Origin of the sequence: Xanthomonas sp. Leaf148, assembly GCF_001423585.1 — a bacterium.
GTDB lineage: Bacteria > Pseudomonadota > Gammaproteobacteria > Xanthomonadales > Xanthomonadaceae > Xanthomonas.
On the sequence record NZ_LMOP01000001.1, the window covers coordinates 32296 to 55511 of the forward strand.

Sequence of the window (23216 nt, forward strand, 5' to 3'; positions counted from 1 at the left end):
CGAGGCGCCCGTAGCTCAGTTGGATAGAGTACCTGGCTACGAACCAGGCGGTCGGGAGTTCGAATCTCTCCGGGCGCACCATCTTCAGGAACAAAAAAAGACAGCACTGAACCGCTGTTTTTTTAGTTAAAACGTCCGACTGCAATGCATCGGATGGCAAGTCAAACAAGATATGCGCCCGTAGCTCAGTTGGATAGAGTACCTGGCTACGAACCAGGCGGTCGGGAGTTCGAATCTCTCCGGGCGCACCAATCTTGAAGAAAACGACCAGCTTGCTGGTCTTTTTTTTGCCTGTCGTTTTTGTCCTGCATCGCCCGCGAATGCAGCTTGTGCAGCGTATCGATACGAATGCGCTGCGGTGCGCGTTAAAGCGCCCATCAAGACGTAGCGCGCGTTGCCGGATGGGTATGGAAGGCGCGCTCAGAACCACGCTGCAAGCGACGCGGCAGCGAGCACCGGCCGCGCCCGCGCGCCAGGCAGGCAACTGCACAGTCGTTTGGTGAGCTGTTCTTATCGAACAGGACGCAGATCGCTCACGCGGTAGCGCCCAAAGCATCCGACTGGCCGACCACCACCACCGGCACCAACGAGGTCACCGGATGCCCGGCATCGCGCCACGCATCCAGCCCGCCCAGCAACGGACGCACATCGCGATAGCCACGCTCGCGCATCCGACCTGCCAGCCACGCCGCAGACACTTCGTCGGGACACGCGCAATAAATCACCACGCTGCGGTCACGCGGCACGCTGGCCAGAATCTGCGCAAGCTGGCGTTCGTCGGCAAACACCGCGCCAGGAATCGTGTACGGCTGCAGGTCACGATATCCCGGCGCACGGATATCCAGCACTGTCGGCCGCAGGCTCTCGTCACCGTCCAGCAGCGGCACCAACTCGTCCACTGCAATACGCGCCTGTTCCAGCGAGCGCAGCAGCGTGTGACGCCGCCACCAGCGCCACCCGACGTAGCAGGCCAGCAGCGCGGCCAACACCACCACCGCACCGGAACCGAGCTCGGACAAGAACACGAGCACGTCCTGCACCTGATGGGCGAACACTGCCCCAAGACCCAGCCCGACCAATGCCCACAGCGAAGCGCCGAACGCGTCGTAACGCAGGAACGCGCCCGGCCGCACCCGCATCGCACCAGCCATCGGAACCGACACCATCGACAGGCCCGGCACGAACTTGGCCACTGCCAGCACGCGCACGCCCCAGCGCGAGAAGAATCGCTCGGTCTGCTTCATGCAGGTATCGCGCGAAAGCGACAACCGGCACAGCGACTGCAAGGTGCGATTGCCAAAACGACGGCCTGCCAGATACCACACCAGGTCGCCAAGCAGACTCGCCAGCACCGACACGCCCCACGCGGCAAGACCCGCCAGCCACGCCTCGCTACCGCCGCGCAGCGCGTAACCGGCGCCGACCAGCACCAGCGTCGGCAGCGCTGGCACCGGCAGCCCGAGCGACAACGCCAGCACGTTGGCAAACACCAGCGCCAATCCGTACTGTTCGATCAAGCCTTGCATGCGACGACCCTGCGCGACGGCGAACGGTCATTATCCGCTCTTGATCACGTTTGCGACTGCCCGGCGGCAGCGAAACGATACGTTTCGGCAAGCGCTTGCAACCATCGCTCGAACAGACCGTCGGCCCGCAACGCGCGCCGCCACCAGCCAAGCGCCTCGCCCTCTTCGCCCGGCCGCCACGCCAGGGAGAAGGTCTCGTCGGCCTTGTGCGTTTCCACCGGCACCTGGCGCAAACGGCCCTCCAGCAGCGCGCCCTGCGCATACGGCTCAGGCAGAAACCCGTAGCCTGCCCCGGCCAATTGCAGCAGCAACTTGGTGTGCATGTCCGGCACGGTCAGCACATCGCGGCCGGACAACAGACCGACCGTGCGCGGCAGCAGACGCCGCGCCGAATCCGCCACGGCAATCGCGCGATGGTCGGCCAGCTCGGTCGCACCGAGCAGCTGAGCGCCGGCCAACGGATGCGTCGCGGCCACTGCGAACACAAAGCGCACGGTGCCGATCTGTTCGGCGACATAACCACCGCCGCTTGGCCCCTCGCCCGCCGCCACAATCAAATCCACGCGCCGGTCCAGTAGCGCCTCCCAGCTGCCGGACAGCGACTCGCTGAGCACCCGCAGCCGGGTGCTGTCGGCCACGGCGTAGAAGTCCAGGATCTGCGCCTGCAGCAGTGCAGCCGGCAACATCGCATCCAGTCCGATCGCAAAGTCCGACTCCCAGCCGGAGGCGACGCGCCGCACGCGCACCTCCAGCTCCTGCGCGGCACGCAGCAGGTTGCGCCCTTCGCGCAGCAGTTCGCGCCCGGCCTGGGTCGGCGTTGCCTTCGGCCCCACCCGCTCGAACAGCTGCACGCCTAGATCGTCTTCCAACTTGGAAACCGTGTACGAGATCGTCGAGGGCACCTTGAACAACACCTTGGCCGCCGCGGTGAACGAGCCGCGACGGTCGATCGCATCCAGGATCTGCAGCGCTTCCAGGCTGATTTTCATTGTTCGAATTTTTCGATGGTAGCAGCCAAATCTACTCGCTTTTTCTCTGATCGGCAGAGGCGGAGACTACGCATCAAGCCGCAGGGACACCGATTCACCCCCGGCGCCAATTCGAATCTTTCAAGGAGAAGCAACATGTTGAATGTCCGCAAGAGCGAAACCCGTGGCCGTGCCGAGCATGGCTGGCTGTCTTCGCGCCACACCTTCTCCTTCGCCAGCTACCACGACCCGCGCCACATGGGCATCGGCCCGCTGCGGGTAATCAACGAAGACAAGGTGACCCCGGGCGAAGGCTTCGGCACCCACGCCCACCGCGACATGGAGATCATTTCCTACGTCCTGGACGGCGCGTTGGAGCACAAGGACAGCATGGGTACCGGTTCGGTGCTGCACTACGGCGATGTGCAGCGCATGAGCGCCGGCAGCGGCGTGACCCATAGCGAGTTCAATCATTCGTCCAGCGAGCCGGTGCACTTCCTGCAGATCTGGGTGATGCCCGAGCGCAACGGTATCGAGCCCAGCTACGAAGAAAAGCATTTCGATGCCGACAGCAAGCGCAACCAGCTGCGCCTGATCGCCTCGCCGGCCGGTGACGACGGCTCGCTGCGCCTGCACCAGGACGCACGGCTGTATGCATCGATCCTCGATGGCGACGTACGCCTGCAGCAGCCGCTGGCTGAAGGCCGCATCGGCTACGTGCAAGTGGCCCGCGGCAGCCTGAGCGTCAATGGACAGGCGTTGTCGGCCGGCGATGCGGTGCAGGTCATCGGCGAGCCGGAGATCGTGCTGGCCGATGCACGCGATGCGGAAGTGCTGGTGTTCGATCTGCCGAAGTAAGCCGGTCACGGCCCTTGCAGCGCAAACGACCTGCATGTGCTGCAAGCGGCGTTGACCCCAACGCACAAGGCCCGCGCTAGCGGGCTTTGTGCTGCGCGCGAAAATCTGGACGCGACGCTGTGCGTGTGGTTGGTGCGCTTGCCTTACCTTGCTGCGACAACACGTGGCTTACACGCACCGCGACACGACATGACATGACGTCCGTCGTCAGCGCCGAAGACGAAGGCTTGGACACCCGGCCACCGCGGTCGCAGTCTCAGCGATTGGCCGTTATGCGGCCTGCGATTTGAACGGCGTGTCGGACTGCGCAGCTCCGTCGGCATCGCCGTTGACCAGCGCGAACAACGCGTCCGCATCGGCTTCCAGCACGCGTGCCGACCGCGCCAGATCGTCGACCATCTGCGCCTGGTCGCGCGCCTGCACGCCAATGGAGTGCAGCGCCGTGTTCGCAGTCGAAATATCCAGCGCCTGCTCGTGACTGGCGGCGGCGATCTGCTCCACCGTCGCGGTGACACGCAGTACCGAGGCCACTACGTCCTGCATCACGACGCCGGCCTGTTCGGCCAGGCGCGAGCCATCGCCGACCTGGTTGGTCGCATTGTCGATCAGGGAACGAATCTCCCTGGCCGACACGCCACAGCGCTGCGCCAGGCTGCGCACCTCGGTGGCGACCACCGCAAACCCGCGTCCCTGCTCGCCGGCGCGCGCCGCTTCCACCGCCGCGTTGAGCGCCAGAATGTTGGTCTGAAACGCGATGCCGTCGATCACTTCGATGATCTGACCGATGCGGTCGGTTGCCGATCGAATGCCGGCGGTGGTCTTGACCACGTCCGCGATGACGTCCGCACCGCGCCGCGCCACCGCAGCCGAGTCCTCGGCCATGCGTCGGGCCGAGCCGGCATTTTCGGAATTGGTGCGCACGGTGGCGGCCAGTTGATCGATCGTACTTGAGGTCTGCGCCACGGCGCTGGACTGCGTGGACACCCGGCTGACCAGCTCCTGGTTGCTGGCAGAAATATGATGCGACTCGCGCTGCACGTTCTGCGCGATGCTCATGGTCTGCCGCATCAGGTCGCGCATGCGCTCGGCAGAGCGCACTTGATCGGTCACGTCGGTGGCGTACTTGACCACCTTGTACGGGCGCCCGGAGACATCCAGGATCGGGTTGTAGGACGCCTGGATCCACACCGTGCCGCCATCCTTGCGCAACCGCCGATACCGCCCAGCGTCGAACTGGCCGCGTGCCAGCTTTGCCCAGAAATGACGGTATTCGTCGGAGGCGCGGTAGGCCGCATCGACGAACACCCCGTGATGCTGGCCAATGGCCTCGTTCGACGAGTAACCAAGAATCGCCAGGAAGTTATCGTTGGCACTCAGCACTCGGCCGTGCAGATCGAACTCGATCACGCCCATCACCTTGTCGATGGCCTGTATGCGCCCATCCGCATCGGCCGAATCGATGACCTGACGGGTGACGTCGGTGGCGTACTTGACCACCTTGTAAGGGCGACCAAGTTCGTCGAGAACCGGGTTGTAGGACGCCTGGATCCACACCTCCCTGCCATCCTTGCCGATGCGCTTGTAGCGACCAGCATCGAATGCACCGCGCCCAAGCGAATCCCAGAACGCGCGATAGGACGCCGATTGACGCGTCTGCGCCTCCACGAACATGCCGTGGTGCTTGCCGCGTATCTCATCGAGCCGATAGCCCATGACCTGCAGGAAGTTCTGGTTGGCATCGAGCACTGTGCCATCCAGCGAAAATTCGATCACCGCCATCACCTTGTCGATCGCATCGATGCGCCCTTCGAAATCGGCGGTCTGACGGACCTGCTCGGTGATGTCGGTGGCGTACTTCACCACGCGGTAGGCCTTGCCCGCACGATCCAGCAGCGGGTTGTAGGAGGCATTGATCCAGACCTCGCGACCGTGTTTATCCAGTCGGCAAAAGCGCCCGGCATTGAAGTCGCCACGCCGTAACGCATCCCAGAACTGGCGATAGCTCTCGCTGTCGCGATCACTCGTCGTCACGAACATGCGGTGATGCTGACCAACCACCTCGTCACGCCGGTATCCCATGAGCGTGAGGAAGTTCTGATTGGCATCCAGAATGCGGCCGTCCAGATCGAATTCGATCACCGCCATCACCCGATCCACCGCATTGGCCTTGTGCTGCAGCCCACGGCTCCAGGAAGAGAACAGGCGTCCAAGCAACGGTAGGCGCATCACGTCGAAATCCGAGATATGGGTCACGTCTTTAGCGACACGCACGCGCCTTACTTGACCCCCTTCGTTTGCCATAGAGTCGAGTGGTTCAGATGTCAGATGGTCTCTCTCTGATCGTCCTCTCCATGCCCCCCCCATTCCCGAAGTCGAAGCCCTGTTCCTGGGTGTGCAAGGAAGACCAGGCCCGTCTTCTCCGATCTGCAACACAGTGGCGGATGCAGTGCGTTGGCCGCCAAGGCGCACGCAGCGCCAGCGTAAAGTCGAGGCCTTGTTTCCTGGCGTGCAAGGAAGACCAGACTTTCTTCTCCGATCTGCAACACAGTGGCGGATGCAGTGCGTTGGCCGCCAAGGCGCACGCAGCACCAGCGTATCGGCGATCGCTCGCGATGGACCCTCCTCCGTCTTGCATCGTTGGAAAAAAGCACCCGTAAACGCCGCTCACACCGGCGGATGCGACCGGCTCTCCGGACCGCTGGCTTCTGCATTTTCGAGCGACCGACGACTTACCCGTTGCATAGCGACTCCGTCGACATCGCAACACGCCCCATTGCATCTATCGCCTTGCAGAGATCACTGCCGACATCACTGGCAGCGTCACCGACGCGGCAGCATGCGCTGGATCATCGGCAAAACGAGGCTCAGATAAAGATCGGCCACGTCCTCTCGCAGCATCGTCGTGCATCGGCGAGGCACGCGAACTGGAACACGCGTGCGGCAAAAAAGTTGCCGCTTTGATCAAAGAACCGGCAGCTAGCAGGAACAAGGGAGCGCCGGGCAAAACACGCCAGCAAGAAGGCAAACCCCGCAGCTTAAGAAAGGCCTGAACGACGCGCGGCGGGACGAGTGATCCTGGGATGTCGCTCGAACGCGGTGGTCTTCCATGCTGAACATCAAGCCGTTGCGCGTAGTGAAGATTGCCAGGAGTGTTGATCGAAAACACACGGACGAGTCGTTCAGAGCTTCTTTAGGCCTTAAGCCTTAGGTCTGCAGTTAGCGCAGTAGGTGGTCTGCGAAGTTGAACGCAGGAGATTGACTCTACTGTTTGCTGTTTTGCTGTCTGCATTTTGCATGGCGGGAAATAGCGGCAAGCGGCAAGCGGCAAGCGGCAAGCGGCAAGCGGCAAGCGAAGATGGTTTCGCAGTCCGCTAACCGCCCCCTCCAAGCGCGCCTATTTTTCGAACATCAAAAAGCATGAGGGCACGCAACAGGAGAAAAAGCCAAGAACAATGCGCCTACCGGGCCAGGTGGCAGGAGACCCGTTACATATCGCTTCAACAGCGACACTCGGTGACGAAATGGTCGACGACGCGACCGATACGGATGGCGGTTGGCGGTTGGCGGATGGCGGATGGCGGATGGCGCCGATCAGACCCGGCAACTGCATGTCGGTTGCGATTTATGGTGGTTGCGGCCTCACCCAGGGCGTAATGCCAGCACACCAGACCGATCATCCCGCGGCAATCCGACATCGCTCGAGCCACCAACCCGCGACGCATACTCACGAACGCGCGTCTGGCGCGGTAGCTGTCAGTTATCGGAAGCGATGACGACAAGCCTTGACCAAGAAGCCAGCGCTGCCACGTGCAGCGGCAACGCCACCGCGCATGCTTCGAAAATGTCTGAGCCTCCCGCAACACAGCTGCCGATCGCCTGTCCCACGCATCGTCGACTCACACATCCGCCTGTTGCAGGCATCGCGGATTCACGCCTTCAATGCGACACAGCTCGCACCGCAGCGCCCTCAACAATGAGCGATGCAAAGATCCCCGGCGGCGGCCATGAAGAACGCAGCGATCGAGGAACAACGGCACGGGAAGGCATGAACGCCCAGCAGGCACCCGAGCAAGAGCGAGCGCACGGCTCGCAATCCATCAAAGGCAGCGGAAGTGGCGATGGCGATGGCGATGGAATTTGACGTCACAGCTGGCGATCACCGCTGACCGCACCCATCAACCCAAATAAAAACGCCCGCAAATCAAGGATTTGCGGGCGTTTAGAACACTGGCGGAGCGAGAGGGATTCGAACCCTCGATAGAGCTTTTGACCCTATACTCCCTTAGCAGGGGAGCCCCTTCAGCCGCTCGGGCATCGCTCCAGTTTTTGCGTCCTGCCGCGATGTCCGTGGCAGGCCGCGAAGAATACCGGGTAACAGGGGCTAACGTAAACCCTTTATGACGATCAATTCGAAGAATCGTCGCCGTGATGCGCGCCAGAGGCGACCGGCTCGTCCCCACGTTGGATGCGCTGATAAATCTCTTCGCGATGCACAGCCACATCTTTCGGTGCAGTAATGCCAATACGCACCTGATTACCCTTGACGCCGAGCACGGTAACAGTGACCGAGTCGCCGATCATCAAGGTTTCGCCTACCCGGCGAGTGAGGATCAACATTTTGCAAATCTCCTGGAACCGGTGGATTTCCCACCAGCATCGACGGCCTCGTGAGTGAGACGCGCCCTAGGTAAAGGGAATAGACCAGAAATGGTAGCGGGACATCCTGCTAGCCAGCAAGGCATAGCAGGACAAGTGTTCAGCCCAAGTGTTGCTTGACCCAGGAGGGCACACCGTCGAGTGCGGTCGCAAGGGCGGGCCCGTCCTCGCCACCACCCTGGGCGAGATCCGGACGGCCACCGCCCTTGCCTCCGATCTGACTGGCGATATGGCCGAGGAGTTCCCCCGCCTTCACCTTGCCAGTTGGGCTGCCATTCACGCCGGCGACAAGCGCAACCTTACCCGCCGATGCGCCGGCCAGCACGATCACCGAATCGCCGAGTTGCTGCTTCAAGCGGTCCATCGCCTCGCGTAGCGCCTTTGCATCGAATCCTTCCAGACGTACGGAAACCACCTTGACCCCATCCACGTCGACAGCACTGGCGCCAAGATCTGCGGTCGCGCCGGAGGCCAGCTTGGCCTTCAGCGATTCCAGCTCGCGCTCAAGACGCTTCTGACGCTCGGTCAGTGCGCGCACCTTGTCGACCACCTCGGTAGTGTTGCCGCCAAGCAGGCTTGCCGCCTCGAACAGCCGGCGTTCTTCATCGGCAACGTAATCCAGCGCGCCCTGCCCGGTCACCGCCTCGATACGACGCACGCCCGACGACACGCCGCCTTCGGAGGTGATCTTGAACAGACCGATATCGCCGGTGCGGCTGACATGGGTACCGCCACACAGCTCGGTGGAATAACCACCCATCTTCAGCACGCGCACGTGCTCGCCATATTTCTCGCCGAACAAGGCCATCGCGCCGAAATCCAGCGCTTCCTGCATGGCCATGTTGTGCACTTCGACACTGTGGTTGGTGCGCACCTCGGCATTGACCTTGCGCTCGACCACTGCCAGTTCTTCCGCAGTGATGGGCTGGAAATGCGAGAAGTCGAAACGCAAGCGGTCGGGCGCCACAAGCGAGCCCTTCTGCTGCACATGCGTGCCCAGCACTTCGCGCAATGCGGCATGCAGCAAGTGCGTGGCCGAGTGGTTGAGGATGGTTTTGCCGCGGCGCTGCACGTCGATGCCGCCTGCCAGCACGTCACCCAGCGCCAGCGCGCCTTCGGTGATGCGTCCGACATGCCCATGGAACTGGCCGGCAAACTTCTGCGTGTCTGCGACGTCGATGGAAACATCGGCCGTACTCAACTGCCCGCTATCGCCGACCTGACCGCCGGATTCGGCGTAGAACGGCGTGCGATCGGTGAACACGATGACCTCATCGCCGGCTTCGGCACGCTCGACCGGGCGGCCCTGCTTGAGCAGCGCGACAACCTTCAGCGCGTCGGCGTCATACGCCTCGTAGCCCAGAAATACGGTCGGCGACATGGTCGCAACCAGATCGGCCGGCAATGCGACGCCGCCGCCGAACTTGCCTGCCGCACGCGCGGTCTCGCGCTGACGCTCCATGGCGAAATCGAAGCCCTCCATGTCCACGCGCATACCGCGCTCGCGTGCAATGTCGGCGGTCAGATCGACCGGGAAGCCATAGGTGTCGTACAGACGGAATGCGTCTGCACCGGGAATCACGTCCTGCGAGCGCGACGCGACGTCGTCGAAGATCTTCATGCCGGCGTCCAGCGTCTCGGCAAAACGCTCCTCTTCCGCCAGCAGGGCGCGCGCCACTGTTTCCTGCGCCACCACCAGTTCCGGATAGGCCTCGCCCATCAGCTCGACCAGGGTGGGCACCATCTTGCTGAAGAACGGCTGGCGCACGCCCAGCATCCAGCCATGCCGCAGCGCACGCCGAATGATCCGGCGCAGCACGTAGCCACGGCCTTCATTGGAAGGCAGCACACCATCGACGATCAGGAACGAACAGGCGCGGATGTGATCGGCGATCACCCGCAGCGACTTGTTTTCCAGGTCGGCGATGCCGGTCAGCGCACTGGCCTTGCCGATCAAGGCCTGGAACAGATCGATCTCGTAGTTGGTGTGGACGTGCTGCAGGATCGCCGCCAGACGCTCCAACCCCATGCCGGTATCCACGCACGGCGCCGGCAGCGGCACCAGGGTGCCGTCGGGCTGACGGTCGAACTGCATGAAGACCAGATTCCAGATCTCGATGAAGCGATCGCCATCTTCGTCCGGCGAACCGGGAGGACCGCCAGCGATGTGATCGCCATGATCGAAGAAGATTTCGGTACACGGGCCGCACGGACCGGTATCGGCCATCTGCCAGAAATTATCGGACGCGTATGGCGCACCCTTGTTGTCGCCGATACGCACGATGCGGCTTTCGGGAATGCCGATCATGTCGCGCCACAAGGCGACGGCTTCTTCGTCGGTGTGGTAGACGGTCACCAGCAGACGGTCGGCCGGCAGCTTCCAGACCTGGGTCAGCAGCTCCCATGCCCAGGCGATGGCATCTTTCTTGAAGTAGTCGCCGAACGACCAGTTGCCCAGCATTTCGAAGAAAGTGTGGTGGCGTGCGGTGTAGCCCACCGAGTCCAGGTCGTTGTGCTTGCCGCCGGCACGCAGGCAGCGCTGCACGTCCGCAGCACGCACGTAACTGCGTTTTTCCGCGCCAAGGAAGACGTCCTTGAACTGGACCATGCCGGAATTGGTGAACAACAAGGTTGGGTCGTTGCCCGGCACCAGCGGCGCGGACGGCACGATGGTGTGACCCTTCCCCTCGAAAAACGCGAGGAAGTCACTACGAATCTGGGAGGTGCTGAATTTGGCAGGTGCGTTCATGAGCTGGCATTGGGCGGGCGGCAGTCCCGGTCACCCAATGAGATGTGGGCGCAGATGAGGGGAACAACCTGAAACCACAAAGGGTAGCAGGCCTGACGCCTTCAGTCCTCAAGGTCGAAGCGCGTGGCGCTACGAATACTGTTGCCGTCGAAACCGCGCCGGGCCAGCAGATCGGCGGCCTTGCGTCGCTGCGGCAGATCTACCGGGCCTTGCTCGCCGAACCGGCGCCGGATCAGATCACGTGCGTTCTCGGTCCAGTCACCTTCAAACGTCGCCATGGCGGCACTGATTGCCTCGCTATCCAGGCCATGGGTTCCGAGTTCGGCACGAATATGCAGGGGGCCGTAGCCGGAGCCAGCACGATTACGCACCACCGCGGCAGCAAACCGGGTGTCGTCCTGCCAGCCCTCGCCAGCCAGCCGCTCCACCGCCGCCTGTGCAGCATCTGGCTCGATACCGCGCGCCAGCAGCTTGCGGTTTAATTCTTTGCGCGAGTGCTCGCGCCGCACCAGCAGACCAAGTGCGCGCTGGACCGGCGTCTGCTCTTTGAACCGCCGCCCCCGTTTTGGTGCGGGCTCTTGCTCGTCCATCGTGACGTGTCCCCGATCGCTGAATCAATGCGCCTTCCATGGCGCCTACCCTCCTGGCCTTCGATAGATCTACCGCGAGAAGCAACGGCACTGACTCCGCCGTCCTCGCGATAGAAAAACTCCGCCTTACCGGTCGCTCAGTAGTGAGCTGTTGCCAGGCGCTTGAGTCCGTCATGTCCTGCGGGAACATGACGGGATGTGCGCCATGCCGCCCACTCGGACCGCAATCGCTTGCTGCCGGCAGCGCTTATTCCTTCTCGGCGTCGTCGCCCGCTTCGCGCGGCGCTTCCGCGGGCTGGAACTTCTCACGCAGCTCGGCTTCGAGCTTGGCCGCCACCTGCGGGTTGTCGCGCAGGTAGCCGCGTGCATTGTCCTTACCCTGACCGATGCGTTCGTCGCCATAGCTGTACCAGGCGCCCGCCTTGTCCACCAGCTTGGCTTCCACGCCCATGTCGATCAGTTCGCCCTCGCGGCTGATGCCTTCGCCGTAAAGGATTTCGGTCACGACCTGCTTGAACGGAGGCGCCAACTTGTTCTTGACCACCTTGATCTTGGTCTGGTTGCCGATGATCTCGTCACCTTTCTTGATCGCGCCAATACGACGGATGTCCAGACGCACCGAGGCGTAGAACTTGAGCGCGTTACCGCCGGTGGTCACTTCCGGGCTCTGACCCGGCATCATGACGCCGATCTTGTGGCGCAACTGGTTGATGAAGACCACCAAGGTGTTGGAACGCTTGATGTTACCGGTGAGCTTGCGCAGCGCTTGGCTCATCAGACGTGCCTGCAGACCTGGCAGCTGGTCGCCCATCTCGCCTTCGATTTCCGCCTTCGGCGTCAGTGCAGCCACCGAGTCGATCACCACGATGTCGACCGAGCTCGAGCGCACCAGCATGTCGGCGATTTCCAACGCTTGTTCGCCGGTGTCCGGCTGCGACAGCAGCAGATCGTCGACATTGACGCCCAGCTTGCCCGCGTAGATCGGGTCGAGCGCATGCTCGGCGTCGATGAACGCAGCGGTGCCACCCAATTTCTGGCACTGCGCAATGGCCTGCAGGGTCAAGGTGGTCTTGCCCGAGGATTCCGGCCCGTAGATTTCCACGACGCGACCCTTCGGCAGGCCGCCGATCCCCAGTGCGATGTCCAACATCAGCGAACCGGTCGGAATGATTTCGACCGCCTCGATCACGCGATCGCCCATGCGCATCACGGAGCCCTTGCCGAATTGCTTTTCGATCTGGCTCAGTGCGGCGGAAAGGGCGCGCTTCTTGTTCTCATCCATCTGGGTGATCCTTGTCAGTGATTTCGGTGTGGAGCAAATGTAACGGCGGTGTATCGCACGGGCTGAGACTGGTGGCGACACACTCAGAGTAATGTTGCGAATCCTGTGCGGGCAGCGGCGAATCCTGCAATGCCGGCTGGGGAAAACGCCAGCACAGACATCGGTGCAGCCCTCAGCGATTGGGCCTCAGCAGCCCGCAGTACAGGCCTTCGATGGCGAAATCCTGATCTGGCAACACTTCGATCGGGGCGTAGTCCGGGTTGCGCGGCAGCAGCCGGATCCGGTCCTTGCCGATCTTGAGCAACTTGACGGTGATTTCTTCATCGATCCGGGCCACGACGATCTGCCCCGAGCGCGCGTCGCGGGTGCGGTGGACACCGATCAGGTCGCCGTTGAAGATGCCTTCGTCGCGCATCGAATCGCCCTGCACCTTGAGCAGATAGTCCGGCGACGGCGAGAAGAACACCCGATCGAGCACGACGAAGTCGTCGGACCCGATATCGGCGCCGATCGGCAGGCCCGCTGCAACACGCCCTAGCACCGGCAGGCGCAGCACGTCGTCGCGCAGTGGCTCGGCGACCGGCGGCGTCCGCGAGTGCGCGCCCTGCCCGGCCAGCCGGATGCCGCGTGCCTGACCCGGCACGCGACGGATCGCGCCAGCCTGCTCCAATGCCTCCAGGTGGTACTGCGCGGCGCGCACGCCCTTGAAGCCGAAGGCGCGGGCGATCTCGGTCTGCGAAGGCGGGACACCGTCGGCGTCGATGCGCTCGGCGATCAAGGCCAGGATTGCTTGCTGGGTATCGGTCAGGTCCATGGTTAGTAGTATTACTACTAACAAGGCCATGCGCAATAGCTAGTTTCCCCTGTCGAGAAGGCCGGCAGCCCTGACGATCGCTAGCGCCGGCTGCGCCAGATCGAAAACAGGATCCAGATGCCGCACAAGCCGGCGCCGATGAATCCGCCAACGCCCAGCGCCAGTAACCATCGACTGGCGCTCCCGCCGACGCTGTTCATAACGATCGACGAACCGATCACCAAGGCAGCGGTCACGATGCCCATGGTGAGCCGATTGGCGGCGCGGTCGACCTGCTCGCCGAACTCGCGCAGGGCGCGCGTTTCCACGTGCAGCTGCAACTTGCCGCGCCGTGCGGCCTGGATCAGACGCTTGAGATCGCGTGGCAGATCGCCGATCAGATCGATCGCGCCGGTCACGGTGCGTCGACTGCGGCGCAACATGGCGCTGGGTGCGTACCGCTGCAACACCACGCGCTCCAGATACGGCCGCGCTTCGGTGGCCATGTCGAAATCCGGATCCAGCTGGCGCCCCATCCCTTCGAGAGTGAGAAAGGCCTTGATCATCAGCGCCAGATCCGACGGCAGCGTCAGTCCGTGATCGCGCAGGATGGCGGTGACGTCGCCGAGCATCGCGCCGATGCGTAGCTCTTTCAACGGCACGCCACGGTATTCGTCGACGAATGCACCGATGTCCTGTTGCAGCCGCGCCTCGTCGATATCCAGGCTGGTGCCGGCCCACTCCAGCAGCACATCGATGACCGCCTCGGCGTCGTAGCTGACCATGCCGTGCAGCAGCTGCGCGACCTGGAAACGGCGCTGTTCGGACACACGCCCCACCATGCCGAAATCGATGACGGCGATACGACCGTCGCGCAGATAGAAAATGTTTCCCGGATGCGGGTCGGCGTGGAAGCAGCCGTCCTGCAGCACCATCTTGAGCACGATGCCGGCACCCGTGCGCGCAAGCGCCTTGCGATCCAGCCCCGCCGCATCGACCGACACCATGTCGCGCCCGGGGATGCCATCGATGAACTCCTGCACATTGAGCGACTCGCAGGTCCACTGCCAATACACCGCGGGCACCACCACCTGCGGGTCGTGCGCGAAGTTGGCGGCGATGCGCTCGGCATTGCGACACTCGGCGGCGAAGTCCAGCTCGCGCCGCAGCGAGACAGTGAATTGCTGCACCACTTCAGCCGGGCGATAGCGCTTGAGATCGGGTGCGCGCGTTTCGACGATGTCGGCCAGCCGCGCAAGCAGACGTAGATCCGCATCGATGGTGTCACCGATGCCTGGACGACGGATCTTCAAGACCACCGGCGTGCCGTCGGCCAGCCAGGCGCGATGCGTTTGCGCCAGCGATGCAGCAGCCAGGGGTTGTTCGTCCAAGCGTGCGAACACGCTTTCCGGCTCTGCGCCCAATGCGGCGACCAATTGCGGCCGGATCTGTTCGAACGGCAATGCAGGAACCGCATTTTGCAGTTCGCTCAGTTCTTCGATCCATTCCGGCGACAGCAAGTCGACACGCGTCGCCAGCACTTGCCCCAGCTTGACGAAGGTTGGCCCGAGCTCCTCCAGCGCACGACGCACACGCATGGCGGCGGACATCCGCAAGCGGCCCTCGGCGTTGTTCCAGTGCAGCAACCTGCCGGCACGTTCGAGCACATCGGCCAGCCCGATGCGGCGCACCACATCGCCAAAGCCGTATCGAATCAGGACCGAGGCGATTTCCTGCAGACGCCCGAGGTCACGCACGGTGCCAAGCGCTTCCCACATCAGTGCACCGCCTGCGCAGGTTCGAAACGGGTGGCTGGCTCGCTACACGCCTGCGCGCAGACCCCAACGTGAGCGATCTCTTGGTGCGATAGCGATGCCTCGCGCACCGACCGATCCACGACCACAGGCCCACCAGCATCACGTGCCGGCAAGACAGCCGCGTGACTCCCCGCCTCACGTGGCGCAAGCCGGCGCACCTGCGCAGCAATAACCGGCGACGCACCAGGCGGACTGCGCCGGATGAAGATGGATGGCAACGTATCGAACACAGCAGCGGAAAACCCGAACATCGGCCACAGAGGTTGGCGAAGAGATTCTAGTTTGTAGCCGATCTCTCCGCCGCTGTCGCGCCTCTATCCGCTGCGGGCTTAGCGCACAGTGTGGTGCGCGTGCGAGTTGACGCTTCGATCGCGCAGCACGCAGTGCGGCCCAGTGGCTTCAATACCGAAGGCGCAAGGTCAACCCATAGGTCCGCGGCGCGCCGAGAAATGCGTTCCAGGAACCGGCCTGCAGCGGCGCGTCGATGACGACCTGGCGATAGGTTTCGTTGCCCAGATTCTCCGCCCAGGCTTCCACCATCCAGCGCTTGTCGTCTGCGCCGATACCGGCCCTGGCATTGACGATGGTGTAGGCCGGCTGCACCTTTTGCGGATCCAGGTCGGTGCCGGCGTTGAAGTCGGATGAGTATTTGGCGCCCAGATTGAAACGCGCCGTCAGCTGATTGCCCAGCGGGCGTTCGTAGGTAGCCGACAGATTGCCCGACCAACGCGGTGCGAAGCTCATGCGGCTACCCGGCAACAGCGCAAGATCGGCGTCGGGCAAACGGTCATCACCATACGTGGTATCCGTGTAGCTGAGCCCACCTTGCAGCATCAAGCCACGCACGCCGGTTTGCCAGAGCAATTCGGTGTCGATTCCCTGCGAAATCACGGTAGGCACGGAGCGAACCACGAAACTGGTGCCGAGAAAATTGTTGAGCTGGAAATCGCTGACGTTCTGGTAGAACAGCGCCGCATTCAACAGCAGATTGCCGTCCATCCAGGTGGTCTTGGCACCCAATTCAAAACTGTTGACGAACTCGCCGGGAAACGCCGTGTCGTCTACCGGCACGATTCCTTGCGCGCCGCTGGACAGGCCATCTGCCGACTGCACCCGGTCCAGATTGAAGCCGCCCGCCTTGTAGCCACGGGCAGCCGAGGCATACGTCATCACCTCGTCGCTCCAGCGATAAGCCAGTTTGACGGTCCCGGACCATTCGCGCTCGGTCAGTTCCTGGTGGGTCCTGCGGCCGTTGTGTGCCACGTTACTCCACGGCAGGCAGGTGAATCCGATCACCTGCGGCGCGATCAGCGGTACCGCCGTGGCAGGCACGCCACGTGCACCCAGGGCGGCGCCGATACGGCGCAATGCCGCAGGATTCAACTGCCCGTTGGCAGCGAAATAACTGGCGCACGCCGGGCTGCCGTCCGGATTGTCGTAGGTCGAGGCCAGCACCTTGTTTTCGTGCGTGTAGCGCAAACCCATCACCACATCCAATGCATCGGTCGCATGCCAGGTGTTGTTGGTGAACAGCGCCACGCTCTTGCCATCCTGACGATAACGATCCTGGCTACCAAGTCCGCGGAACAGCGAACCGGCCGGCACGCCAGTGGCATCGGCGAGAAAACGCGGTGCATCTGCACGCGTGGCCAAGGCCGGGTTGACCCGCGCCAGCAGCGCTGTCGAAAGATAGGGTTCGTAGGCGCTTCCGAAGCGATACGACTCGTTGCGTCGCAGCCTTTCGTCGGCATAGAAGAAGCCAATCATCCAGTCCACGCGTTCGGTGGAGCCGGCCAGGCGCAACTCCTGACTGAAGGTTCTGAAGCCGGTGAACGTCTCGTCCTTGCGCGGCTCGCGGTACAGCACATCGGCGGCGCTGTAGTCGAAGTCCAAGCCGTTGACCGCCGTCCAGTCGCGCAGTGCGGTGATGGATGTCAGCGTCGCCTCGTTTAGCCAGGGCGTGGTCCAGTCGACCTGCGCGGACACGCCGCGATCGCGAATGTTCTGAACGGTGCCGCGATTGCTATAAGCCAGCCGGCGCGACGGGTCAGCAATGGGAATACCGGCCTGACCTCCCGGAGCGACTGCATCCATGACCGCCGCCAGCGGCCCGCGTTCGGTGGTGACGGTGACGCAGCAATTCTCCGCGCGGTTGGTGGCATCGGCAGAGAAGTTGATCGCCAGATCGTGAGACGGCTCCCAGAGCAGCTGGACACGTCCGGTCTCAAGATTCTGATCGCCGTCGCGTGTATCGGTACGCGGGCCGTTACCGGTGACCACGTCTTCAAACCCATCGCGGCGACGCTTTGCCGCGTAGACGCGTAGCGCGGCGGTTTCACCCACCGCGTCATTGAACGCGGCGGCCAGCCCGAATGCGCCAAAATTACCGGCGGTGATTTCTGCATCGGCACTGCGCGTGAAGCTGGGCCGCCGGGTCACCACGTTGACGACGCCAGCGGAGGTGTTCTTGCCAAATACCGTGCCCTGCGGGCCCTTGAGCACCTCGATGCGCTCCAGTTCGCCCAGATCGGAGAACGCCACACCGTTGCGCGCACGCGCCACACCGTCGATGACCACGCCGACCGAAGCTTCCAGGCCCGCGTTGTCGCCCACGGTGCCGATGCCGCGAATGCGGATGCTGGTCTGTGCCGCACTCTGCGTACTGGTGACGATCAAGCCCGGCACCAGCACCTGCAAATCCTTGATGTCGTTCACGCCCGTGTCCAGCAGGAGCTGCTCGGACAGCACCGACACGATCACAGGCACATCCTGCAGTTCTTCTTCGCGTTTTTGCGCGGTGACTTTCATCGCGGCCAGCGTTGCCGGCTCGGTGTGCTCGGCAGTTGCCTGCGTTTGCGCATGCAACAGCGGGGTCTGAATTGCGGCGATAACGGCAAGCGCAAGTGCAGTGCAATAGCAGCGTTCGATGCTCATCAACTTCCCCGGATGAAGAGACGCGTACATGCGCAAGCGCAGCAGATGGTACGAGCCGTGTGAGAAAGACGTTAACGCCGATATGCAGTGAGCACGGACATCAATCCGAACACGGCGCTCCCTTAGCGAACTCTAGCGCTACGCCGTGGAACTTGAGCGATCCCGGCGTGGGGCACGCACATTGACCGCTGCCGGATGGATGTCATGGATGTCAGAGGTGGAACATCGGTAAGTGCAGTAGCTGCCGCACATCCGCTATAGCAGCGCGCTCAAGCCACGCAGTGCCGCGACCACGGTTTGACGACGGACTGCATCGCGGTCGCCGTCGAACTGGAACAACTGCGCCGTGGCGTAGCCGCCGCGTCGTTTCCAGCCGATCCACACCGTGCCCACCGGTTTGTCTTCGCTGCCACCGCCCGGCCCGGCAATGCCGGTCACGGCGACGGCAATGCTGCCACCGGAGGTCACCAATGCACCGGACACCATTTCGATCACGGTTTCCCGGCTGACCGCGCCATGCACCTCCAGCGTCTGCGGCCTGACCCGCAGCAGCGCCTGCTTGGCCTCGTAGCTGTAAGCGACCATGCCGCAATCGAACCAGTCCGAAGAACCGGCAATGTCGGTCATTGCCTTGGCAATCCAGCCGCCGGTACAGCTCTCGGCGGTCACTAGCCGCTCGCGCGCCGCGCGTAATTGGGCGCTCAGCGACTCGGCGAGCTGTAGAAGGTCGTGATCAGTGGGAGACGTCATTGCGGGGGTCAGGATTGAACAGCGGTCACTTTTATCCGAATTTGCCCGCGCTGTCTTGCGCCAGCTGCCTGGTCAGCGATCGGTGTTTGGACCGCCCGCCTGTTTCGGCAAGTGCCCACGCAGTGCGGGATGCCGCTGATGGAGCTGCAGCCTGACATCGCACGTAGGTGACTGTTTCCCGCTGATCTGCGCAGCAACAGATGGTCAATCCAGGGAGCGCACACGACACTGAAGTCACGGCGGACCTGACGGTCCGCACCGACATGCATCGGGACGCGGCAGCCCGTGCGTGGTGACGCCTGCGATGGGTGAACGGGGCCTGCAATCTGCAGCTGGCGCGCAGCTGACTGCGGCCAGCCCCGTCGAATGCCGCGTCAGGTTTCCCAGTCTTCCCGACGGTCCGGCAGCATTGCGCGCAACGGCGCGCCGTCATCTCCGGCGGCAAGCCGTTCGGCTTCGACCATCGGCAGATCGACTTCCAGCAACCAACCGTCCTCGTCGGACTGCTCGTTGCACACCACTTCCAGCTGATGCAGCTTGGAACGCAGGCGACCGGCCGACGACGGCAAGCGCAGCTGTCCGGTCAGATGACGCAGATCCAGGCGTTGACCGAGTGCATGCTGCAGTTCCTGCAAGCCACGCCCGTCGCGCGCCGACACCCACACGCGTTCGCGCCGCGCCTGATCCGGAATACCGTCCTGCGCATCGTGGCGAACTTCGGCGCCGTCGATCTTGTCGATCTTGTTGAACACCAGCAGCTGCGGCAGATCGCCAGCGCCCACCGCCTGCAACACTTCATCGACTTGCAGGATGCGTTCTTCGCGCAGCGGGTCGGCGGCATCGACGATATGCAACAACAAATCGGCATCGCGTGCTTCGGACAACGTCGAACGGAAGGCAGCAACCAATTGGTGCGGCAAATCGCGGACGAAGCCCACCGTATCGGCAAGAATCGCACTGCCGCCTGGCAATGCAATGCGGCGCACGGTGGGGTCCAGCGTGGCGAACAATTGATCGGCCACATAGGCTTGCGCACCGGTCAACGCATTGAACAGCGTCGACTTGCCGGCGTTGGTGTAGCCGACCAATGCAATGCGCGGCAATTCGCTGCGCATCCGCGCACGGCGCATCTGGGTGCGCTGCACCTCGACTTTTTCCAAGCGCTGCTGCAACTGCTCCACACGCTTCTGCAGCAGGCGGCGGTCGGTTTCCAGCTGGGTTTCGCCGGGGCCGCGCAGACCGATCGCACCGCCGCGCTGACGCTCCAGGTGGGTCCAGCCGCGTACCAGCCGTGTTGCCATATGCCGCAGCTGGGCAAGCTCTACCTGCAGCTTGCCTTCGTGGCTGCGCGCGCGTTGCGCAAAGATGTCCAGGATCAGGCCGGTACGGTCGATCACGCGCCGCTCCAGGTAGCGCTCCAGATTGCGCTCCTGACCCGGCGACAAAGTGTGGTTGACCAAGACCAGATCTGCGCCAGTCGCCTCAGCGGCGGCCTTGATTTCTTCTAGCTTGCCGCTGCCGATCAAGGTCGACGGGCTGGGTTTGTCGATGCGCGCGGTGAGCGTTGCCGCCACCGTGGCGCCCGCCGACCTCGCAAGGTCGGCGAACTCCTCCAGCACATCGTCTTCGGCAGGCCCACCTGCATGGGTCTGAATCAACAGCGCGTGCTCACCCTTGCGGGAACGATCAAACACGCGTTACTCCATTACTGCTCGACGTCGTCATCTTCCGCTTGATTACCTTCATTGGATTGCACATACCCACCACCCGGCCCCACGCGCACGTTGCGCGCCGGCACGACCGTGGAGATGGCGTGCTTGTAAACCATCTGACTCACGGTGTTGCGCAGCAGGACCACAAATTGGTCGAACGACTCGATGGTGCCCTGCAGCTTGATGCCGTTGACCAGATACACAGAGACCGGCACCCGCTCGCGCCGTAGCGCATTCAGGAATGGGTCCTGCAACGATTGCCCCTTAGCCATCGAAAAATCCTCTTCATTATTGTTCTTATTGTCCCGGTCGACACCTGCTATCCCCAGCCGGCCCCGGAAACGGGATGTTACACGCCTGAAGCCTGCTGCACAGTGGAACGATGAGCGAGGAAGCCGACAAGTGCGTCGTCCAATTGATGCCGATCACGCTCCGGGTCGAACCAGCGTGCGTCGAGCTCGCCACGCAGCCAGGTGAGCTGCCGTTTGGCCAGTTGCCGGGTCGCCTGAATCGCCTTGTCGCGGAACTCGGCCAAGCTGCCGGCGCCGTCCAGATAGTCCCAGGCCTGGCGATAACCGACCGCGCGCACTGCCGGCAAATCCAGCGGCGCAGCCACGGCGCGCATCTGCGGCAACTCCCGCAAACGCTCCACTTCGGCGAGGAAATCCTGCGCCAGCATCGCGTCCAGGCGCTGCGCGATACGTGCGTGCAGCACCGCTCTATCTTGCGGCGCCAGCACGATTTTCAAGACCCGCAGCGGCAGGCGCGGCCCTGACGGGAGCGCCTGCCAATAGCTGATCGGCCGCCCGCTGAGGCGGTACACCTCCAGCGCACGCTGGATGCGCTGCGGGTCGGTGGCATGGATGCGCGCTGCGGCGATCGGGTCGACCTGCGCCAGTTGCGCATGCAAGCCGGCCCAGCCTATCTGTTCGGCCTCGGCGGCGATTGCGTCTCGCACGGTCGGGTCGGCTTCGGGCAATTGCGACAGCCCTTCGAGCACCGCACGGAAATACAGCCCGGTGCCGCCGGCAAGGATCGGCAACTTGCCGCGCGCAACGATGTTGTCGATCGCCTTGCGTGCATCGGCGGCGAACTCAGCGGCCGAATAAATCTGCCAGGGGTCGCGCAGGTCGAGCAGGTGGTGCGGTACTGCGGCGCGCATCGCGGCATCGGGCTTGGCCGCACCGATATCCAGGCCGCGGTAGACCAGGGCCGAATCGACGCTGACGATCTCTCCATTCCAGCGTTCCGCCGCCTCCAGGGCCAGCGCAGTCTTGCCGCTGGCGGTAGGGCCCATCAGGGCGATCGCAAGCGGGCGTCGGTCGGCCGGCATCAGTCCTCGTCCGGCCAGCGAATGGTCGGCGCCGCCGGCGCACTGACCCGCGGGGTCGGAATCGCAGCCACCGCGTTCCAGACCTTCAAGGCATCCACGGTCGCCGCCACATCGTGCACGCGCAGCAACATGGCACCGTGTTGCGCGGCGATCAGATGCGCCGCGACCGAGCCATGCACCCGCTCGGCCGCAACTTCGCGCCCGGTCAATTCGCCGATGCTGCGTTTACGCGACAGCCCCGCCAGCACCGGCAAGCCGAACTCCTGCAGGCGCTGCAACTGCGCAAGCACGGTCAGGTTATGCGCGGTGGTCTTGTCGAAGCCGAAGCCCGGGTCAAGGATCAATCGGCGCTTGTCGATGCCGGCCATCTCGGCGGCAAAAATGCGCTCGGCCAGAAAACGATGCACCTCCGCCACCACGTCGTCGTAATGCGGCGCGTCCTGCATCGCATGCGGTGCGCTGCGTGCGTGCATCAGCACCACCGGCACGCCCAGTTCCGATGCTGCGTCCAGCGCGTCCGGCGAACGCAACGCATAGACATCGTTGATCATGCCGGCACCGGCAGCGACCGCCGCGCGCATCACCTCCGGCTTGAAGGTGTCCACACTGATCGGCACGCTGGTCTGCTGCACCAATGCCTCGATCACCGGGATCACACGCTGCAATTCGTCTTCCAGCGATACCGCGGTGGCACCGGGACGGGTGGATTCGCCGCCGATGTCGAGCACCGCAGCGCCCTGCTCCACCAGCCGCAGCCCGTGCGCGATCGCCGCCTCACAGGTCGCGTGCTGGCCGCCATCGGAAAACGAGTCCGGCGTGACGTTGACGATCCCTATCACCTGCGGCGCATCAAGTCGCAAACTGCGACCAGCGCAATCCAGCTTGAGGGCGGTATCGAACATCAGTGGTTTCTCCTGAAGCGAGTGAGAGAGAGGGTGATCTGAGCCGGTGCGGCGTGAGCGGACAGCGCCCGCCGATTTGGGTAGCGGCAGACAATCGCTACCGACTGCAGCGACGACGCGCACCCGGTGAACGGCTGAGGCTAGCGGATGCGGCTTGATGCAGGGTCGTCTGTTTGTTGCAGGGAGCGTTTGCCATTGTCGCGCAGCCCGCACCGCGTCGCACCTTGTGCGTGGAGAACTCAGGGCTGCGCCCACACTGGAATGCAGCTTCGATTGCATGGGAGAACGGAACGCAATGCACTTCATCGCTCACCGCCGGCCGATCGCTCACCGTCTCCAAACAACA

Annotated in this window: 17 protein-coding genes and 3 tRNA genes; 4 read left to right on the plus strand and 16 right to left on the minus strand. The window is 63.3% G+C overall.

All coding sequences use genetic code 11. From position 1 onward, the window contains the following. The first annotated feature begins 4 nt into the window (after nucleotides 1-4). Nucleotides 5-81 (plus strand) — tRNA-Arg (locus ASF90_RS00125). Nucleotides 82-174: 93 nt separating this feature from the next. Then, nucleotides 175-251, plus strand: a tRNA-Arg gene (locus ASF90_RS00130). Nucleotides 252-533: 282 nt separating this feature from the next. On the opposite strand, the gene ASF90_RS00135 is transcribed toward ASF90_RS00130, so the two are convergent. Further along, nucleotides 534-1526: a DedA family protein/thiosulfate sulfurtransferase GlpE gene (locus ASF90_RS00135; RefSeq protein ID WP_055844249.1), complete on the minus strand. Its 993-nt coding sequence runs from the start codon at nucleotides 1524-1526 to the stop codon at nucleotides 534-536. Between the two features lie 44 nt (nucleotides 1527-1570). Beyond that, on the minus strand, nucleotides 1571-2515 hold the full coding sequence (locus ASF90_RS00140) for a LysR substrate-binding domain-containing protein (RefSeq protein WP_055844252.1): 945 nt from the start codon (nucleotides 2513-2515) through the stop codon (nucleotides 1571-1573). A gap of 135 nt (nucleotides 2516-2650) precedes the next feature. Here ASF90_RS00140 and ASF90_RS00145 point away from each other — a divergent pair, with 135 nt between their 5' ends. After that, a complete protein-coding gene (locus ASF90_RS00145; protein ID WP_055844255.1) occupies nucleotides 2651-3352 on the plus strand; it encodes a pirin family protein in 702 nt (233 codons plus the stop codon). Between the two features lie 270 nt (nucleotides 3353-3622). On the opposite strand, the gene ASF90_RS00150 is transcribed toward ASF90_RS00145, so the two are convergent. Then, nucleotides 3623-5554, minus strand: coding sequence for a PAS domain-containing methyl-accepting chemotaxis protein (locus ASF90_RS00150; protein ID WP_193552590.1), 1932 nt, complete (start codon nucleotides 5552-5554; stop codon nucleotides 3623-3625). 1771 nt (nucleotides 5555-7325) lie between these two features. Between ASF90_RS00150 and ASF90_RS23130 the strand changes: the two genes are divergently transcribed. Then, nucleotides 7326-7493: a hypothetical protein gene (locus ASF90_RS23130; RefSeq protein WP_156364934.1), complete on the plus strand. Its 168-nt coding sequence runs from the start codon at nucleotides 7326-7328 to the stop codon at nucleotides 7491-7493. An 87-nt stretch (nucleotides 7494-7580) separates the two neighbouring features. Here ASF90_RS23130 and ASF90_RS00155 read toward each other — a convergent pair. The 13 genes from ASF90_RS00155 to folP form a co-directional block, all read right to left on the minus strand. Continuing rightward, nucleotides 7581-7673 (minus strand) — tRNA-Ser (locus tag ASF90_RS00155). Between the two features lie 83 nt (nucleotides 7674-7756). Further along, nucleotides 7757-7969, minus strand: a complete 213-nt coding sequence (gene csrA, locus ASF90_RS00160; protein ID WP_003481884.1) for a carbon storage regulator CsrA — start codon at nucleotides 7967-7969, stop codon at nucleotides 7757-7759. Between the two features lie 139 nt (nucleotides 7970-8108). Further along, on the minus strand, nucleotides 8109-10757 hold the full coding sequence (gene alaS / locus ASF90_RS00165; RefSeq protein WP_055844257.1) for an alanine--tRNA ligase: 2649 nt from the start codon (nucleotides 10755-10757) through the stop codon (nucleotides 8109-8111). A gap of 101 nt (nucleotides 10758-10858) precedes the next feature. Further along, nucleotides 10859-11347, minus strand: coding sequence for a recombination regulator RecX (recX, locus tag ASF90_RS00170; RefSeq protein WP_055844260.1), 489 nt, complete (start codon nucleotides 11345-11347; stop codon nucleotides 10859-10861). Nucleotides 11348-11594: 247 nt separating this feature from the next. After that, the gene (recA, locus tag ASF90_RS00175; protein ID WP_055844262.1) at nucleotides 11595-12629 is read right to left on the minus strand and encodes a recombinase RecA; all 1035 of its coding nucleotides are present in this window, start codon (nucleotides 12627-12629) and stop codon (nucleotides 11595-11597) included. A 172-nt stretch (nucleotides 12630-12801) separates the two neighbouring features. After that, nucleotides 12802-13443 (minus strand): transcriptional repressor LexA, encoded by a 642-nt coding sequence (gene lexA, locus ASF90_RS00180; RefSeq protein WP_055844265.1) that lies wholly within the window; start codon nucleotides 13441-13443, stop codon nucleotides 12802-12804. Nucleotides 13444-13523: 80 nt separating this feature from the next. Further along, nucleotides 13524-15200, minus strand: a complete 1677-nt coding sequence (gene ubiB / locus ASF90_RS00185; protein ID WP_055844268.1) for a 2-polyprenylphenol 6-hydroxylase — start codon at nucleotides 15198-15200, stop codon at nucleotides 13524-13526. Between the two features lie 438 nt (nucleotides 15201-15638). Beyond that, nucleotides 15639-18173 (minus strand): TonB-dependent receptor, encoded by a 2535-nt coding sequence (locus ASF90_RS00190; RefSeq protein ID WP_055844271.1) that lies wholly within the window; start codon nucleotides 18171-18173, stop codon nucleotides 15639-15641. Between the two features lie 255 nt (nucleotides 18174-18428). Further along, the gene (locus ASF90_RS00195; RefSeq protein WP_005992383.1) at nucleotides 18429-18923 is read right to left on the minus strand and encodes a CinA family protein; all 495 of its coding nucleotides are present in this window, start codon (nucleotides 18921-18923) and stop codon (nucleotides 18429-18431) included. A 374-nt stretch (nucleotides 18924-19297) separates the two neighbouring features. Beyond that, nucleotides 19298-20617: a ribosome rescue GTPase HflX gene (gene hflX / locus ASF90_RS00200; protein WP_055844274.1), complete on the minus strand. Its 1320-nt coding sequence runs from the start codon at nucleotides 20615-20617 to the stop codon at nucleotides 19298-19300. Between the two features lie 11 nt (nucleotides 20618-20628). Next, a complete protein-coding gene (gene hfq / locus ASF90_RS00205; protein WP_005915027.1) occupies nucleotides 20629-20907 on the minus strand; it encodes an RNA chaperone Hfq in 279 nt (92 codons plus the stop codon). 77 nt (nucleotides 20908-20984) lie between these two features. Further along, nucleotides 20985-21968 carry a tRNA (adenosine(37)-N6)-dimethylallyltransferase MiaA gene (miaA, locus tag ASF90_RS00210; protein ID WP_055844279.1) on the minus strand — a complete coding sequence of 328 codons (984 nt, stop codon included), beginning with the start codon at nucleotides 21966-21968 and terminating at the stop codon, nucleotides 20985-20987. Further along, nucleotides 21968-22870: a dihydropteroate synthase gene (folP, locus tag ASF90_RS00215; RefSeq protein WP_055844282.1), complete on the minus strand. Its 903-nt coding sequence runs from the start codon at nucleotides 22868-22870 to the stop codon at nucleotides 21968-21970. The genes miaA and folP overlap by 1 nt, the downstream gene beginning before the upstream one ends. Between the last annotated feature and the right edge of the window lie 346 nt (nucleotides 22871-23216).

What these genes read in the sequence shown, in the direction of transcription:
- csrA (WP_003481884.1), bottom strand. Translation starts at nt 7,969, where the DNA reads ATGTTGATCCTCACTCGCCGGGTAGGCGAAACCTTGATGATCGGCGAC.
- ASF90_RS00135 (WP_055844249.1), bottom strand. Translation starts at nt 1,526, where the DNA reads ATGCAAGGCTTGATCGAACAGTACGGATTGGCGCTGGTGTTTGCCAAC.
- recA (WP_055844262.1), bottom strand. Translation starts at nt 12,629, where the DNA reads ATGGATGAGAACAAGAAGCGCGCCCTTTCCGCCGCACTGAGCCAGATC.
- ASF90_RS00140 (WP_055844252.1), bottom strand. Translation starts at nt 2,515, where the DNA reads ATGAAAATCAGCCTGGAAGCGCTGCAGATCCTGGATGCGATCGACCGT.
- miaA (WP_055844279.1), bottom strand. Translation starts at nt 21,968, where the DNA reads ATGCCGGCCGACCGACGCCCGCTTGCGATCGCCCTGATGGGCCCTACC.
- hfq (WP_005915027.1), bottom strand. Translation starts at nt 20,907, where the DNA reads ATGGCTAAGGGGCAATCGTTGCAGGACCCATTCCTGAATGCGCTACGG.
- ASF90_RS00195 (WP_005992383.1), bottom strand. Translation starts at nt 18,923, where the DNA reads ATGACGTCTCCCACTGATCACGACCTTCTACAGCTCGCCGAGTCGCTG.
- ubiB (WP_055844268.1), bottom strand. Translation starts at nt 15,200, where the DNA reads ATGTGGGAAGCGCTTGGCACCGTGCGTGACCTCGGGCGTCTGCAGGAA.
- lexA (WP_055844265.1), bottom strand. Translation starts at nt 13,443, where the DNA reads ATGGACCTGACCGATACCCAGCAAGCAATCCTGGCCTTGATCGCCGAG.
- recX (WP_055844260.1), bottom strand. Translation starts at nt 11,347, where the DNA reads ATGGACGAGCAAGAGCCCGCACCAAAACGGGGGCGGCGGTTCAAAGAG.
- alaS (WP_055844257.1), bottom strand. Translation starts at nt 10,757, where the DNA reads ATGAACGCACCTGCCAAATTCAGCACCTCCCAGATTCGTAGTGACTTC.
- ASF90_RS00145 (WP_055844255.1), top strand. Translation starts at nt 2,651, where the DNA reads ATGTTGAATGTCCGCAAGAGCGAAACCCGTGGCCGTGCCGAGCATGGC.
- ASF90_RS00190 (WP_055844271.1), bottom strand. Translation starts at nt 18,173, where the DNA reads ATGAGCATCGAACGCTGCTATTGCACTGCACTTGCGCTTGCCGTTATC.
- folP (WP_055844282.1), bottom strand. Translation starts at nt 22,870, where the DNA reads ATGTTCGATACCGCCCTCAAGCTGGATTGCGCTGGTCGCAGTTTGCGA.
- ASF90_RS23130 (WP_156364934.1), top strand. Translation starts at nt 7,326, where the DNA reads ATGAGCGATGCAAAGATCCCCGGCGGCGGCCATGAAGAACGCAGCGAT.